This is a genomic window from Microbacterium ureisolvens, assembly GCF_015278315.1.
Taxonomy (GTDB): Bacteria; Actinomycetota; Actinomycetes; order Actinomycetales; family Microbacteriaceae; genus Microbacterium; species Microbacterium ureisolvens.
On record NZ_JADIJE010000003.1, the window covers coordinates 400,437 to 414,440 of the forward strand.

At 69.6% G+C, this 14,004-nt stretch carries 14 protein-coding genes; 6 read left to right on the plus strand and 8 right to left on the minus strand.

What is annotated here, in order from left to right; genetic code table 11:
• Window positions 1-81: 81 nt before the first annotated feature.
• The 3 genes from IM767_RS06865 to IM767_RS06875 all read left to right on the plus strand — a co-directional run bounded on the left by IM767_RS06865 (window position 82) and on the right by IM767_RS06875 (window position 3,208).
• Complete coding sequence (locus IM767_RS06865; RefSeq protein ID WP_109211700.1) at window positions 82-642, plus strand: PadR family transcriptional regulator; 561 nt, start codon at window positions 82-84, stop codon at window positions 640-642.
• 122 nt (window positions 643-764) lie between these two features.
• Window positions 765-2,489 carry an ABC1 kinase family protein gene (locus IM767_RS06870; RefSeq protein WP_109211699.1) on the plus strand — a complete coding sequence of 575 codons (1,725 nt, stop codon included), beginning with the start codon at window positions 765-767 and terminating at the stop codon, window positions 2,487-2,489.
• A gap of 65 nt (window positions 2,490-2,554) precedes the next feature.
• Window positions 2,555-3,208, plus strand: a complete 654-nt coding sequence (locus IM767_RS06875) for a DUF1345 domain-containing protein (protein ID WP_162564378.1) — start codon at window positions 2,555-2,557, stop codon at window positions 3,206-3,208.
• A gap of 54 nt (window positions 3,209-3,262) precedes the next feature.
• Here IM767_RS06875 and IM767_RS06880 read toward each other — a convergent pair whose 3' ends face one another.
• Entirely contained in the window at window positions 3,263-3,916 is a 654-nt protein-coding gene (locus tag IM767_RS06880) for an LON peptidase substrate-binding domain-containing protein (RefSeq protein WP_109211697.1), read from the minus strand.
• Window positions 3,917-4,010: 94 nt separating this feature from the next.
• Here IM767_RS06880 and IM767_RS06885 point away from each other — a divergent pair, with 94 nt between their 5' ends.
• The 3 genes from IM767_RS06885 to IM767_RS06895 all read left to right on the plus strand — a co-directional run bounded on the left by IM767_RS06885 (window position 4,011) and on the right by IM767_RS06895 (window position 6,869).
• The gene (locus tag IM767_RS06885) at window positions 4,011-4,916 is read left to right on the plus strand and encodes an SDR family oxidoreductase (RefSeq protein WP_109211696.1); all 906 of its coding nucleotides are present in this window, start codon (window positions 4,011-4,013) and stop codon (window positions 4,914-4,916) included.
• Window positions 4,917-5,083: 167 nt separating this feature from the next.
• Entirely contained in the window at window positions 5,084-6,175 is a 1,092-nt protein-coding gene (gene gnd / locus IM767_RS06890; protein WP_109211695.1) for a phosphogluconate dehydrogenase (NAD(+)-dependent, decarboxylating), read from the plus strand.
• A gap of 13 nt (window positions 6,176-6,188) precedes the next feature.
• A complete protein-coding gene (locus tag IM767_RS06895) occupies window positions 6,189-6,869 on the plus strand; it encodes a GyrI-like domain-containing protein (protein WP_109211694.1) in 681 nt (226 codons plus the stop codon).
• 10 nt (window positions 6,870-6,879) lie between these two features.
• On the opposite strand, the gene arfA is transcribed toward IM767_RS06895, so the two are convergent.
• The 7 genes from arfA to IM767_RS06930 all read right to left on the minus strand — a co-directional run bounded on the left by arfA (window position 6,880) and on the right by IM767_RS06930 (window position 13,979).
• Window positions 6,880-8,412, minus strand: a complete 1,533-nt coding sequence (arfA, locus tag IM767_RS06900; RefSeq protein ID WP_109211693.1) for an arabinosylfuranosidase ArfA — start codon at window positions 8,410-8,412, stop codon at window positions 6,880-6,882.
• Window positions 8,413-8,435: 23 nt separating this feature from the next.
• The gene (locus IM767_RS06905) at window positions 8,436-9,341 is read right to left on the minus strand and encodes a carbohydrate ABC transporter permease (RefSeq protein ID WP_109211692.1); all 906 of its coding nucleotides are present in this window, start codon (window positions 9,339-9,341) and stop codon (window positions 8,436-8,438) included.
• A complete protein-coding gene (locus IM767_RS06910; protein WP_109211691.1) occupies window positions 9,338-10,288 on the minus strand; it encodes a carbohydrate ABC transporter permease in 951 nt (316 codons plus the stop codon). The genes IM767_RS06905 and IM767_RS06910 overlap by 4 nt, the downstream gene beginning before the upstream one ends.
• Window positions 10,285-11,619, minus strand: coding sequence for an extracellular solute-binding protein (locus IM767_RS06915; protein ID WP_109211690.1), 1,335 nt, complete (start codon window positions 11,617-11,619; stop codon window positions 10,285-10,287). Before IM767_RS06915 ends, IM767_RS06910 begins: the two co-directional genes overlap by 4 nt.
• Window positions 11,620-11,787: 168 nt before the next feature.
• Window positions 11,788-12,378, minus strand: coding sequence for a dihydrofolate reductase family protein (locus IM767_RS06920; protein ID WP_162564377.1), 591 nt, complete (start codon window positions 12,376-12,378; stop codon window positions 11,788-11,790).
• 126 nt (window positions 12,379-12,504) lie between these two features.
• The gene (locus IM767_RS06925; RefSeq protein ID WP_109211688.1) at window positions 12,505-12,960 is read right to left on the minus strand and encodes an SRPBCC family protein; all 456 of its coding nucleotides are present in this window, start codon (window positions 12,958-12,960) and stop codon (window positions 12,505-12,507) included.
• An 89-nt stretch (window positions 12,961-13,049) separates the two neighbouring features.
• A complete protein-coding gene (locus IM767_RS06930; RefSeq protein WP_109211687.1) occupies window positions 13,050-13,979 on the minus strand; it encodes a hypothetical protein in 930 nt (309 codons plus the stop codon).
• Window positions 13,980-14,004 lie beyond the last annotated feature (25 nt).

Here is a 14,004-nt window from a genome sequence, read left to right on the forward strand (position 1 = left end):
AGTCCCAGCCGGTTCCCTTGTCCAGCGATATATCGGTATGTATCGTCGGGCTATCGGCACACGCTCGTTCAGGAGGTCGTCATGAGCGGTTCGTTCCAGGGATTCGGTTCTCGCCCCGGTGGTCAGGGGTCCGGTCTGCCGGGCAGTCTGTGGGATGCCATGGACCAGTTGCGGGATGCGTTCGAGCGAGGGTTCTCGCCGCGCGTCGCGAAGGGTGATGTGCGAGCCGCCGTGCTCGCGATCCTCGCCGAGAAGCCGATGCACGGCTACCAGATCATCCAGGAGATCGAGGCGCGCAGCGACGGCGCGTGGAAGCCGAGCCCCGGCTCGGTCTATCCCACGCTCCAGCTCCTCGCCGACGAGGGCCTGGTCGCCGCGGAGGAGTCCGGCGGCAAGAAGACGTACTCGCTCACCGAGGCGGGCCGGGCGGCAGCCGCCGCGGCGGAAGGCCAGTCGGCGCCGTGGGAGTCCGCGGGTTCCCGCGACTCCGGACGCACCACCGCGCTCCCCAAAGCCGGCGCGAAGCTCGCGCAGGCGGCCGCGACGGTCGGCCGCAGCGGCACGCCCGAGCAGGTGGCCGAGGCCGTCGAGGTGCTGGACGAGGCGCGGCGTAAGCTCTACTCGATCCTGGCTCAGGACTGACGCGCCGGCGTGCCGGCGGACGCCGTCGGCCCGGGCTCGCAGGTTCGGCGGGGCGCACGATCCCGGGCGACCGGGATCGCGAGCGCCCCCAGTCCGCTGATCAGCATCGCCTAGGAGCTTCGATGGCCGACGTCGCCAACGCGCGCGCCCGCTATCGCCGGATCCTGCGCTTCGCCGGGCGGTACATGATCCAGGCGTGGTGGTTCGAGCTCGTACTGCCGAGGTTCGGACTCGGCGCGCTCGCGGCCCGCGGCCGCGCACGGCGGCTGCAGAACATCGCCCGTCGCTTCCATGTGCTCGCGGTGCAGTACGGCGGGCTAATGATCAAGGTCGGCCAGTTCCTCTCCTCGCGCCTGGATGTCCTTCCACCCGAGATCACCAAGGAGCTCGAGGGACTGCAGGACGAGGTGCCGCCGGTGGCGTTCCCCGCCATCCGCAGGCTGGCGGAGGCGGAGCTCGGCATCCCGCTCGAGCGCGCGTTCGAGTGGGTGGACGAGACGCCCGTGGCCGCGGCATCCCTCGGTCAGGCACACCGCGCCCGACTCACCGCCGCCGACGCGGAGGAGACCGGATTCGCCGACGTCGTCGTCAAGGTGCAGCGGCCCGGCATCGAGGAGATCGTCGACGTCGACCTGAAGGCCCTGCGCCGCGTGGCGGAATGGATGAGCCGCGTCCGCGTGGTGCGCGACCACGTCGACCTGCCGGCGCTCGTCGAGGAGTTCGCGCACACCAGCCGCGAGGAGATCGACTACCTGCACGAGGCGCAGAACGCCGAGCGGTTCGCCGCGGACTTCGCCGGCGATTCGCGGGTCGCCGTGCCCGAGGTGGCATGGGAGCGCTCGACGCGCCGCGTGCTCACCCTCGCCGACGTCACCGCGATCAAGATCAACGACGTCGACGCGCTGCGCGCTGCGGGCATCGACCCGGCCGAGGTGGCGAAAGAGTTCGCGAACGTGATGTTCGACCAGCTCTTCGTCAACGGCTTCTTCCACGCCGACCCCCACCCCGGGAACATCTTCGTCACGCCGACGCCCACCCCCACGGGCGCGCACACGGGCACGGGCACCGACAGCCCGACGCGCTCCTGGACGTTCACGTTCATCGACTTCGGCATGATGGGCGAGGTGCCCGACCGGCTGCGGCACAGCCTCCAGCGCCTCATGATCGCGGTGGCCTCGCGCAACAGCGCGCAGATGATCGAGAGCATCCGCGCCGTCGGCGTGCTGCTGCCCTCCGCCGACACCGTCGAGCTCGAGCGCGCGATGACGGCGCTGTTCGCCCGGTTCGGCGGCATGGGGTTCGCCGAGCTCCAGGACGTCGACCCTCGTGAGTTCCGCGATTTCGCCAAGGAGTTCGGCGACGTGATGCGGTCGCTGCCGTTCCAGCTGCCCGAGAACTTCCTGCTGATCATCCGCGCCGTGTCGCTGACGAGCGGCATGTGCAGCTCGCTGGATCCCGCCTTCAACGTGTGGGACGCGGTGGAGCCGTACGCCGACCGGCTGCTGCGCGACGAGCGCGGCAACATGGTCCAGGCGGTCGCGCGCGAGGCGGCATCCGTCGCGGGCGTCATGGCTCGGCTGCCGCGCCGCCTCGACGACATGGTCACCCGCATCGAGGGCGGCCGGCTGGTCGCCGACGTGCCCAAGCTCGACCGCTGGCTCCGACGCCTGGAGCGGATGGGGCGGCGGGTCATGTCGGCGGTGCTCTTCACCGGCCTCGTGATCAGCGGGGCGGTGCTGCGCGCCGAAGACCTGACGATCGGCACCGTGCTGATGGTCGCGTCGCTGATCCCGCTGCTGCACGCGCTGTTCGCCGGCTTCGCAGGGCGCCGCGGCCCGCACGACTGACCGAACCCGCCCCGCCCGGCCGACGCTCACCCGCTACGGTGGCACCAGGAACTCGGCCTTCGGGGGTGCGTGTGGTCTGGTGGGCGATCGTGCGGGGTGCCGACCTGCTGGTGCAGCTCACGCTCAGCTGGATCGGGCTTGTCATCTTCCTCGCCGACGACGATGAGGCCATCGTCGATCTGCTCACGCTGTGGTGTCTGATCGGGGGCCTCTACTGGCTCGCATCCGTCATCGCCGTCGGCATCAGCGTGCGTCGCGCGAAGACGGCCGCCCCGCGCTGGATCGCGCGGCTCGACCTGCATCCGATCGTCGCGGTCATCACCGTGACGGCGACGTTCTTCGCCAGCATCGTGGGGCTCGCCGCGGCCGTCGAGCTCCTGGTGCTGCGTAACGACCCGGGTTGGGCGGGCTGGGTGGAGGGCGTGGGCGTGTCCGCGATGCTGCTGTCGTGGGCGCTGTTCCACTGGGGCTTCGCGCGGATCTACGACCGCAGGTACCGCCTCGCCCCCGAGCCTCCGCTCCTCTTCCCCGGCACGGCCGAGCCGCGGCTCGCAGACTTCGCGTACCTCTCGTTCACGAACGCCACCAACTTCTCCGTGTCGGACGTGCAGGTGCTCACGACGCGCATGCGCTGGACGATCGTCTGGCACACGACGATCAGCTTCTTCCTCAACGCGCTCATCATCGTGCTCGCCTTCAGCACGATCATCAACGCCTGACGCGAGGGCGGACGGATGCCGCGGCCGCCGCCGTCCGGCACGCCGCAGCGCGACTCAGCCCGCGGGCGAGAACCCGCCGTCGTCGTCGGGCCGGGCGGTGATGACCGGCTCGATGTCGAGCGTCAGGTCGATGATCATCCGCAGCAGACCGCCCAGCGTCGTCGATCGCAGGAGCGCGTAGCGATCCAGCTCGCCCAGCGGCGCCAGCGCGGCCAGCTGCCAGGCGGCCTCGACGGGGTCCTCCGACAGCGGGCTGTCGGCATCCCACCGCACGGTCTCCAGCGCGTACGCGTCGCCGGTCGAGGCCCGCGCCACGACACGGCGCACGATCGCCTCCGCCTCGACCCGCAGCGCCGAGAGCGCCTCGTCCCACTCGAGCGCCGGCATCGCGCTGATCCGCGCGACCGGGTGCGGGTCGTCGTCGAGCCACTCGGTCACCTCGAACCGCTCGTCCCCGACCGCGATGGCGTACATCGCCTCGGACGCGGCGTCGACGCGCACCAGGCGCGCGAAGGTGCCGATGCCGTTGCGCTCCTCGCCACCGCCCACCTCGCGGCCCCGCTCGATGAGCACCACGCCGAAGCGGGGATCCTCAGCGTCCAGGAGCCTGCCGAGCATCGTGAGGTAGCGGGGCTCGAAGATGCGCACGAACAGCGGTGTGTACGGGAACAGCACGCTGCCGAGGGGGAACATCGCGACTTCGCGCATGCTCCCCAGTCAAGCACGCGTGCGCGCCCTAACGGCTGGTCGACGTCGGCGCAACCCCGTCACCGCTTCGGTCAGCCCTGCCTAGCGTGGCGGCATGGGCAGTGAAAAGCGAGATCAGTACACATTCACCAACCCCGCGGAGCTGTACGCGGACTTCGACCCGAAGAAGCAGCACCAGCCCGAGCCGGGTCTGGACGCCGAGCTCGAGCCGAAGGCCGACCTCGGTGAGGACACCTATCGGGGCACCGGACGCCTCACCGGGCGCAAGGCACTCATCACCGGCGCCGACTCGGGCATCGGCGCCGCCACCGCCATCGCGTTCGCCCGCGAGGGCGCCGACGTGGCGATGTCGTACCTGCCCGACGAGGAGAAGGACGCCCAGCGCATCGCCGGCATCCTGCGGGACGCCGGCGTCACCGTCGTGACGCTGCCGGGAGACCTCCGCGACCCGGCGTACTGCCGCGACCTCGTCGCACGCACCGTCGACGGGCTCGGCGGCCTCGACATCGTCGTGAACAACGGCGGCAAGCAGATCTTCAACGAGGATCTCGCGACGCTGGAGGACCAGCAGTTCGACGACACCTTCAAGACCAACGTCTACGCCATGTTCTGGATCACCAAGGCCGCGCTGGCGCACCTGAAGCCGGGGGCGACGATCATCAACACCACGTCGATCCAGGCCTATCAGCCGTCGGAGATCCTGGTGGACTACGCCTCGACGAAAGCGACGATCAACGCGTTCACCAAGGCGCTCGCGCAGCAGCTCGCGCCGAAGGGCATCCGTGTCAACGCCGTCGCGCCGGGACCGATCTGGACACCGCTGCAGGTGACCGACGGGCAGCCGCAGGAGAAGATCGAGTCGTTCGGCGAGCAGACGCCGATCGGGCGGGCGGGGCAGCCGGCCGAGCTCGCGCCGGCGTACGTGTTCCTCGCCTCGGCCGAGTCGAGCTACGTCCTCGGCGAGACCCTCGCGGTGACCGGCGGCTCGCCCACGCCGTAAACGGCCGCTGTCGCCCCGCGGGGCGTGCGGATCTCGGTGAACCTCGCTTCAGCCTCGGGGCGGCGCGCGGTGCGGATCCCATGCCCTGCGGGTGCCGACGGCTCCCTAGACTTCGAACACGGGCGCCCGCGCGCGGCGCGTCCCTCGCGCACGGATGGAGGAGCGGAATGCAGCTCGGAATGGTGGGACTCGGCCGGATGGGCGGCAACATCGTCCGCCGCCTGATGCGGGACGGCCACGAATGCGTCGTCTACGACGTCAGCGCAGACGCCGTCGCCGGCCTCGCGGATGAAGGGGCGGTGGGTGCCGACAGCCTCGCCGACCTCGTGGCGAAGCTCGAGGCGCCCCGGGCCGTGTGGCTCATGATCCCCGCAGGCCTCACCGGCAAGGTCGTCGACGAGGTGGCCGCTCTGCTGGAGTCCGGCGACATCATCATCGACGGCGGCAACTCGAACTACCGCGACGACGTACGACGCGCGGCCGCCCTCGACGGCAGCGGCATCCACTACGTCGATGTGGGCACCAGCGGCGGCGTGTTCGGCCTCGAGCGCGGCTACTGCCTGATGGTCGGCGGTCACGAGGAGGCCTTCCGCCAGATCGAGCCGGTCCTTCGGACCATCGCTCCCGGCAGCGGAGAAGTCGGGCGCACGCCGGGCCGCTCGGGAGACTTCGCACCCGAGGAGCTCGGCTACCTGCACTGCGGGCCGTCCGGTGCCGGCCACTTCGTCAAGATGGTGCACAACGGCATCGAGTACGGCGTGATGGCCGCGCTCGCCGAGGGGCTCAACATCCTCGAGCACGCCGACGCGGGCATCCTCGAGGCGGAGCACTCGGCGGAGGTCGCACCCCTCGAGGAACCGGAGTTCTACCAGTTCACGATCGACACCCCCAAGGTCGCGGAGCTGTGGCGCCGCGGATCGGTGATCTCGTCGTGGCTGCTCGACCTCACCGCGGCGGCGCTCCAGGGCAACCCCACCCTCGAGGGTCTCGCCGGTCGCGTCTCGGACTCGGGGGAGGGGCGCTGGACGGTGAAGGCCGCCGTCGACACGGGGGTTCCGGTGCCGGTGCTCGCCGCGTCCCTGTTCGAGCGGTTCGCCTCGCGTGACGAGGACCACTTCGCGAACCAGGTGCTCTCGGCGATGAGGCTGCAGTTCGGCGGTCACCAGGAGCTCCCCGCGGGCGACGTGCTCGAGGCGGGCGGCCGCAAGGCCGAGTCCGCTCCCGACGGACAGTCGCGCACGGCCGAAGAAGCCTCGTGACGGAAGAAGCCTCGTGACGGACGACGCCTCGCGGCGGAAGACGCCTCGCGACGGAGGCCCTGAAGCGACCAAGGCCGACCTCAAGCGGTCGGTCGCGGCCTACACGGCCCCGCGCGGATCGTTCGAGGTCGTCGACGTGCCGCCGCTGCGCTACCTCATGGTCGACGGCCACGGCGATCCGAACACGTCCGACGCCTACGGCGAGGCGGTGGCGGCCGTCTTCGGGGTGGCGTACAAGCTCAAGTTCCTCAGTAAGCGCGAACTCGGCCGCGACTACGTCGTCATGCCCCTTGAAGGGCTGTGGTGGTCGGACGACATGGCGACCTTCACCACCGATCGCGACAAGTCGCGGTGGAGCTGGACGATGATGAGCCTCGTCCCCGAGTGGCTCGATGAAGAACACGTCGAGCGGGCGCGGAGCGAGGCGGCGGCGAAGGGCGGGCCTGCGGCCATCGAGAGGCTGCGGCTGAGCGAGCTCGTCGAGGGCCTGTCGGTGCAGACGCTGCACCTCGGCTCCTACGACGACGAGGCTCCGGTGCTCCACGAGATGCACCGCGGCTTCATCCCCGAGCAGGGTCTGCGCATGCGGGGCCTCCACCACGAGATCTATCTCGCCGACCCCCGGCGCACCGCGCCGGAGAAGCTGCGGACGATCCTGCGCCAGCCGGTGGAGCCTCTCCCCGCCGACGGGTGAGTCGCAGGCCTCAGGCCCGGTCGACCTCCAGCACGACGACGGCCCACGAGACCGGCGGCAGCGGGATGCGGCATCCGTCGTCCTCCAGCCGCACGTCCGCCGGAACCAGACCGACGCGGTCGGGTTCGGCCTGCGTGTTCGCCGTGCGCCGGTCGCCATCCTCGGGGACGCGGAGAAGCTCCGCCGAGCGGACTCCGCCGACAGCCAGCCCTCGCAGCTCGACGACCACCTCGTGGGACTCGTCCAGCGAGCGGTTCGCGACGAACACCGCCACGCTGCCGCCCTCCTCGTCCCACGTCGCCGCGGCGTCGACCGCCGGCACGTCGCCGAACTTCGCGGTGGGCACCCGAGGCGAATCCACGGCCAGCCGCAGGATCCGGCCGCGCGCGTGCTGTGTTATCCGGGCGAACGGCCAGAAGATCGTCTGCCGCCACGCCGGACCGCCCTCCTCGGAGCGGATCGGCGCGATGACGTTGACGAGCTGCGCCTGGTTGGCGATGCGCACGCGGTCCCCGTGGCGCAGCAGGCTGTGCAGGAAGGTGCCGACGACCACCGCGTCGGTCACGCTGTAGGTGTCTTCGATGAGACGCGGGTGCTCGCGCCACTGCCGCGTCACCTTGTGCGGCTGGTCGTCGGTCTCGAGGCCGTGCTGGTACCAGACGTTCCACTCGTCGAACGAGATGTCGATGCGTTTGCGGTGCTTGCCCGCGGCACGCACGGCGTCGATCGTCGAGACGACGCCGTCGATGAACTCGTCCATGTCGACCGCCTCGGCCAGGAACGACGCCGCGTCGCCGTCGTACTCCTGGTAATACGCGTGCATCGAGATGTAGTCGACCTCGTCGTACGCGTGGGTGAGCACCGTGTGCTCCCACGACCCGAACGTGGGCATCTGGCGGTTGGACGATCCGACCGCGACGAGTTCGATGGTGGGATCCACCAACCGCATCGCCTTCGCGGTCTCCTGCGCCAGCCTGCCGTACTCGTGTGCCGTCTTGTGGCCGATCTGCCACGGACCGTCGAGCTCATTGCCCAGGCACCACAAGCGGATGTCGAAGGGCTCGGCGGCGCCGTTGCGCCGCCGGAGATCGGACCAGTACGTGCCTCCCGGGTGGTTCGCGTATTCGACCAGCGCCCGGGCCTCCTCGACGCCGCGGGTGCCGAGGTTGACGGCCTCCATCACCTCGACCTCTGCCTCCCGCGCCCACTCGACGAACTGGTGCAGCCCGAACGCGTTGGTCTCGATCGTGTGCCACGCGCCGTCGAGGCGCCGCGGCCGGTCATCGACCGGCCCAACGCCGTCCTCCCACAGGTAGCCCGACACGAAGTTGCCGCCCGGGTAGCGCACGACGGTCGGACCGAGCTCCTTGACGAGCGCCAGCACGTCGCGCCGGAAACCCCGGTCGTCGGCCTCGGGGTGCCCGGGCTCAAAGATGCCGGTGTACACGCAGCGACCCATGTGCTCGACGAAAGAGCCAAACAGCCGGCGCGGCACGTCGGTGATCGTGAAGTCGCGGTCGATGACGATGGTCGTGCGGGCCATGATTCTCCTGTGCCGGGTCGGGCTCACTGGCCGCCGAAGCCGGTGGTCGCGACGCCTTTGACGATCTGCTTCTGGAAGACGAGGAAGATGATGATGAGCGGCAGCGACGCGAGCACGGCCTGCGCCATCACCTGGGCGTACTGCACCCCGTAGGCACTGATCACCGTCTGCAGACCGACCGGCAGCGTCATCAGCAGTGTGTCGTTGATGATGAGGAACGGCCACAGGAAGTTGTTCCACGAGGTGATGAACACGAAGATCCCGACGGCACCGAGGATCGGCCGCGACAGCGGCACCACGACTGACCAGAAGATGCGCAGCCGCCCGGCGCCGTCCACGCGCGCGGCGTCCTCGAGCTCGATGGGGACCCCGTCGAAGAACTTCTTCAGGATGAACACCATCGCCGGCGCGACGACCTGGGGAAGGATGAGTCCCCAGGGGGTGTCGACGAGGTTGAACGTGAGCATCTGGTAGAAGAGCGGGATGATCAGCACCTGCGGCGGCACCACGATCGACGCGATCACGGCTCCGTACAGGAAGGACTTGCCGGGGAACTCCAGGCGTGAGAACGCGTAGGCGGCGAGGGCCGAGATCGCGAGGGTGATGAGCGTGATCACCGCCGAAGTCCACAGACTGTTCCACGCCCAGATGTAGACGTTCCCCTGCGACAGGATCGAGGCGAACGCCTCGGTGGAGATGCCGTTCTCGCCGATCCACGACGGCGTGCCGGACGCGGCATCCGTATCCGTCTTGAACGCGGTCGCGACCGCCCACAGGAAGGGCAGCAGCCAGCCGATCGCGAGCAGGAGCAGGGCGATGAACGCGAGCACGTTCAACGCGCTGAAGCGCCGCTCGCCCGGCAGGCGTCCGCGGCCCGGCCGCGGGCCGGCCGGTGCGACGATCGTCGACGTCTCGGTCACGGTGCTCATCGCTGCACCTTCCCTCGGCTGCGGGTTATGGTCGCCTGGATCACGCCGAGGATCACGATGACCGCGAAGAAGACGTACGAGATGGCCGCCGAATAGCCGAAGCGGTAGCCCACGAAGCCGGTCTCGTAGATGTACTGCACGATGGACCGGGTCGTGTCGCTCGAGAGGCCGCCCATCATCTGGTATGCCTGGTCGAACAGCTTCAGCGAAGCGAGCACCTGCAGGATCACGACGACGACGGTCACTGGACCCAGCTGCGGCAGCGTGATGGACCACATCTGCCGCCACGAGCCGGCGCCGTCGATCGCGGCGGCCTCGTACTGCTGCTGTGGGATGTTCTGCAGCGCCGCCAGGTACAGCAGGAAGTTGAAGCCCACCGTCCACCACACGGTCGCGATGACGATCGCGTACATGTTGGTCGCGGGGTTCTGCAGCCATGCGATCGGCTCCAGCCCGAACCACTGCAGGATGGCGTTGGCCGCGCCGATCTGCGGGTTGAAGATCCAGACCCAGATCTGCGAGATCACCGTGGAGGCGAGCAGGTACGGCATGAAGAACGACAGCCGCCACAGCCATTGGCCCGGGAGCCCCCTGTCGACCAGCAGCGCCATGATGAGGGCCAGCAGCACCAGCGGGATTGTGGAGAGGATCGTGAACCACGCCGTGTTGCCGAGCGATCGCCACATCACCGGATCGGTGAGCGCCTCGGCGTAGTTGGCGAATCCGACGAATGCGCCGCCCGCGCCGGTCAGCGACTGGTTGGTGAAGCTGAGGTAGATGCCGTGGGCGATCGGCCACACCAGGAACAGCAGGAAGGCGATGAGGAACGGCGTCAGGAAGCCGAAGGCGATGGCGGTGTTGCGCCGCCCGGCGCGCCGGGTTCGGCCGGTGGCGGCGTCCGGACGCGCGATCGCGGCGGTGCCGCGGGCCTGTACAGCGGTGCTCATGCGTTCCACGTCCCTTCGGGGTCCGCAGGGTTGGGGAGGGACAGCTGCTGGTTCATCCGAGAGCGGAACCTCGTGATCGCCTCGGCCGGATCGGCGCCGCCAAGCAGCACGTTCTGGACGGCACCGCCGAAGTCGACCTGGAACTGCGAGCCCGACCCGGTGAACCACGCGGCGGGGTCGTAGCGCACGTCCTGAGCCGCGTCGGCGTAATGCGCCTGCGGCATGAGCTCGGCGTACTCCGGTGACTCGGTGACTGGTAGATACGCGGGGATGTGGCCGGCTTCCGCCCAGCCGAGCGACCCTTTCAGCAGATCGGCGACGAATTGGTAGGTGAGGTCGCGGGCCTCGGGGTCCGGCGCGCTCTGGTGGGGGAGCGTGAACGAGTGCGAGTCGGCGTACACGGCGGGTGTGCCGTAGAGCGTCGGGATGGTCATGGCGTCGAACGGGAGGTCCTGCCCCTGCATCGTCCGCAGCTCCCACACTCCGGTGAGGAACATGCCGCTGCGGCCGGTGGCGAATTCGGCGACGGCGGTCGCGTAGTCCGCCTCGCGCGCCGCGATCTCGTCGTCGAGCAGCTGCTGCATGAACGAGAGGGATTCGACCGCGGCATCCTCGTCCATGTCGGCCTCCCCGCCGTCCGGAAGCTCGATCTCCAGACCGTGCTGCGTGTACAGGGTGTAGAACAGCCGCCACATCTGGGCGCCGTCGCCCAGGTACCCGTACGACAGCCCGTGGCCGTCGGACTCGGCCGTGACCGCGCGGCAGAGCTCGAGGAACTCCTCGGGCGACTCCGGCCGCATCAGCTGGCCGTCGGAGTCCAGGGCGCCCGCCCTGCCGCAGATGTCGGTGTTGTACATGAGGACGAAGGGGTGCGCGTCGAGCGCGACGCTGTAGAGCTCGTCGCGCTGGAACCCCTTATCCCAGATGGCCGCCGGGAACGTGGACTCCTCGACGCCGAGTTCGGCGAGGCGATCGACGTCCCACGGGTCGAGCAGGCCGCCCGGCGCGTAGCCGGCGACACGGGTGGCGTGCATGATGGCGAGGTCGGGTGCGCGCCCGCCGGTCGCGGCCATCGCCAGCTTCGTGTAGTACGGAGTGCCCCACGAGAGCACCGTCGGCCGCACGTAGTAGGCGTTCTGGGCGGCGTTCGCGGTGTCGATGAGTCCGGACATCGTCACGCCGTCGCCGCCGCTGAGCAGGTGCCAGAACTGCAGGGTGCGCACATCCGACGCCCGGGCACCCGGCGCGCACGCGGCGAGCAGCGCCGTGCCCGCGAGCGCCGTCGCGCCGGAGAGGAATCGCCTTCGACTGAACTCGGCGGATCCGGTCATGTCACTCCTTCGTGAACGCCCCCTCCTGCGAGCATGGCCCGCACCCGGCCCGGAACGGAAAGCCCTTGACCGGCTTCCGTCGGAGCGGTATCGCATCGCAGCTCCGACAGACGAAGAATGCCGCGACCCGTCGGGTCGCGGCATCCGTTCTCGACCGTCGGACACGGGTCAGTCGCGCACGCGTTCGTAGCGGGCCACGATCGCACCGGACGACGACACCGTGCTGTCGGCGAGCCGCCAGCTGCTGCGCGGCAGGTCGGTCTCCCACAGCCGGCGCCCGCCTGACAGGATCTCGGGCACGTACACGATCGACAGCACGTCGATCTCGCCGGCGGCCAGGAGCGCCCGCATGATGCTGACGCTGGACAGGATGAGGATGTCGCCGCCGGGCTCGCCGCGCAGCTCCCGCACGATCGCGGCCGTGTCCCCTGCGCGCACGCGCGCATCGGGCCAGGAGCTGGTGCCTGTCGACGAGAGCACGACCTTGTCGACGCCGGTGAGCCAGTCCGCGAAGGCCTTGTCTTTCGGATGGGTCGCGGGGTCGGCGCCGATCATCGGCCATACCGCGTGATAGCCCTCGGAATTGAAGCTGCCGAGGAGCGCGGTGGTGGCGCTGGCGGTGAGGTCGGCGAGGTGATCGCGGATCTCGTCGGTCGACGAATGCGGGATGACCCACATCATGTCGGCGGGCCCGTCGGGTCCGGTGATGCGTCCGTCGATCGTGACGATGATGTTCGCGATGATGCGGCGTGCGCTCATGGCCTGTCCTTTCGTCGATGGGCCTTCACCCGGTCCGTCGAACGAAAGGTCGGCGGATCGACAGCGCAGCACGACGGATGCCGCGACCCTGTGTCGGGTCGCGGCATCCGTCATCGCATCGTGGGGTCAGCGGGGCACGTCGCCGCGCCACGCGCCGGTCTCGCGCGGCGCGCTCTCGATGAACTTCTTGAAGTTCTCGAGGTCCTTCTTCACGGCGTGCTTGCCGGCGCCGACGAGCGACCCGAGCTTCTCGATCGCGTCGGTCGGCTCCCAGTCGATCTGCACGGTCACACGCGAGGTCGTGTCGTCGAGCTTGTGGAAGGTGACGACGCCGGCGTGCGCGGTCTCACCGTTCGTGCTCCGCCACGCGACCCTCTCGTCGGGGTGCTGCTCGGTGATCTCGGCGTCGAACTCGCGCTCGAAGGGTCCGACCTTGACCTTCCAGTGGGTGTGAGTGTCGTCGAGCTGGGTGATGGACTCGACCTCGTCCAGGAAGTTCGGGAAGCTCTCGAACTGGGTCCACTGGTTGTAGGCCATGGAAACCGGCACGTCGACGTCGATGGTCTCGATGATCTGAGTCATGCCTCCAGCGTGCGTGCCGACCCCGCCGCACCGCATCCCCTTGACGTGAGCGCCGCAGCCATCTAAAAGCCGTGACGGATGCCGCGGCCTCACTTCCTGCCGGCCGCGCCGGTGGTCGGGGCGTCCAGAGCCGTGCCCGATCCGGCGTCCTCGGTGCTGCGCGAGATGAGATTGGTGGCCCACCGCTCGTTGAATCCCGCGAGGAACCCGACAGCACCCCAGAAGAACCAGCTCTCGATCCGGCCTTCGGGGATGACGAACGCCTCCGAGAGCAGCCCGCTCTTGAGCAGGAACACGATCGCGGCGGCGAAGAACCAGCCGAGGAAGATCCGGTACGTGGCGATGCCGCTGTCGGCGACCTCGATCGTGAGGTGCTGCATGCGGTGCATCCGCAGGAGCACGCTGACGCAGGCACCCGCCGCGCCGGCGCCGATGGCGACCAGCACGTCGCGCAGCGCGTCAGCCTGGTCGAGGGGGATGGATCCGTTCTGCCAGAGCATCATCACGGCGGCGCCCAGGCCGCCGATGATCACGACGAAGGTCAGCGCGACGCCACGGAACAGCCCGCGGGCGTATCGGCGCCGGGCGATCTCGCCCTCGCGGCGCTTGAGGAAGTCGTCCGCGTACTTCAGCCGCTCATCGAGCGCGGCGACCCCGGCGGGGTGGGGCTCTGGGCCTGCGAACCCGGCGGCCGCGATGCGCACCGCCTCGTGGACCAGCTCGTCGAGGGTGCGCACGTCGTCGCCGCGGAGGAGGAACCGGCCTCGCAGGCGCACCTCGTCGAGCCGGCCGAACTGCGCCGGTGCTGTCGTCGCGACCTGGTATGCCGCCGCGCGGAAATCGAGATCGGCGTCCTGCAGCAGGCCGACGGGAGGATTCTCCCGTTCGTCGTCGCGTCGCTCGGTGGCACGCAGCCGTGCGGCGTTGGGGATGCGGGCCAGCTGGATCCTCAGCCACGTCAGCCAGGACGCGTCGCCGACGCCTCCGACGCCCGGCGCGGGCGATGCTGCTTGGGCCATGTCGCGCCTCCTCACCCTCGCGCAG

Coding starts and splice junctions, on each gene's coding strand:
- IM767_RS06885 (WP_109211696.1), top strand. CDS start 4,011: ATGGGCAGTGAAAAGCGAGATCAGTACACATTCACCAACCCCGCGGAG.
- IM767_RS06880 (WP_109211697.1), bottom strand. CDS start 3,916: ATGCGCGAAGTCGCGATGTTCCCCCTCGGCAGCGTGCTGTTCCCGTAC.
- IM767_RS06930 (WP_109211687.1), bottom strand. CDS start 13,979: ATGGCCCAAGCAGCATCGCCCGCGCCGGGCGTCGGAGGCGTCGGCGAC.
- IM767_RS06925 (WP_109211688.1), bottom strand. CDS start 12,960: ATGACTCAGATCATCGAGACCATCGACGTCGACGTGCCGGTTTCCATG.
- IM767_RS06870 (WP_109211699.1), top strand. CDS start 765: ATGGCCGACGTCGCCAACGCGCGCGCCCGCTATCGCCGGATCCTGCGC.
- IM767_RS06920 (WP_162564377.1), bottom strand. CDS start 12,378: ATGAGCGCACGCCGCATCATCGCGAACATCATCGTCACGATCGACGGA.
- IM767_RS06905 (WP_109211692.1), bottom strand. CDS start 9,341: ATGAGCACCGTGACCGAGACGTCGACGATCGTCGCACCGGCCGGCCCG.
- IM767_RS06865 (WP_109211700.1), top strand. CDS start 82: ATGAGCGGTTCGTTCCAGGGATTCGGTTCTCGCCCCGGTGGTCAGGGG.
- IM767_RS06910 (WP_109211691.1), bottom strand. CDS start 10,288: ATGAGCACCGCTGTACAGGCCCGCGGCACCGCCGCGATCGCGCGTCCG.
- arfA (WP_109211693.1), bottom strand. CDS start 8,412: ATGGCCCGCACGACCATCGTCATCGACCGCGACTTCACGATCACCGAC.
- gnd (WP_109211695.1), top strand. CDS start 5,084: ATGCAGCTCGGAATGGTGGGACTCGGCCGGATGGGCGGCAACATCGTC.
- IM767_RS06915 (WP_109211690.1), bottom strand. CDS start 11,619: ATGACCGGATCCGCCGAGTTCAGTCGAAGGCGATTCCTCTCCGGCGCG.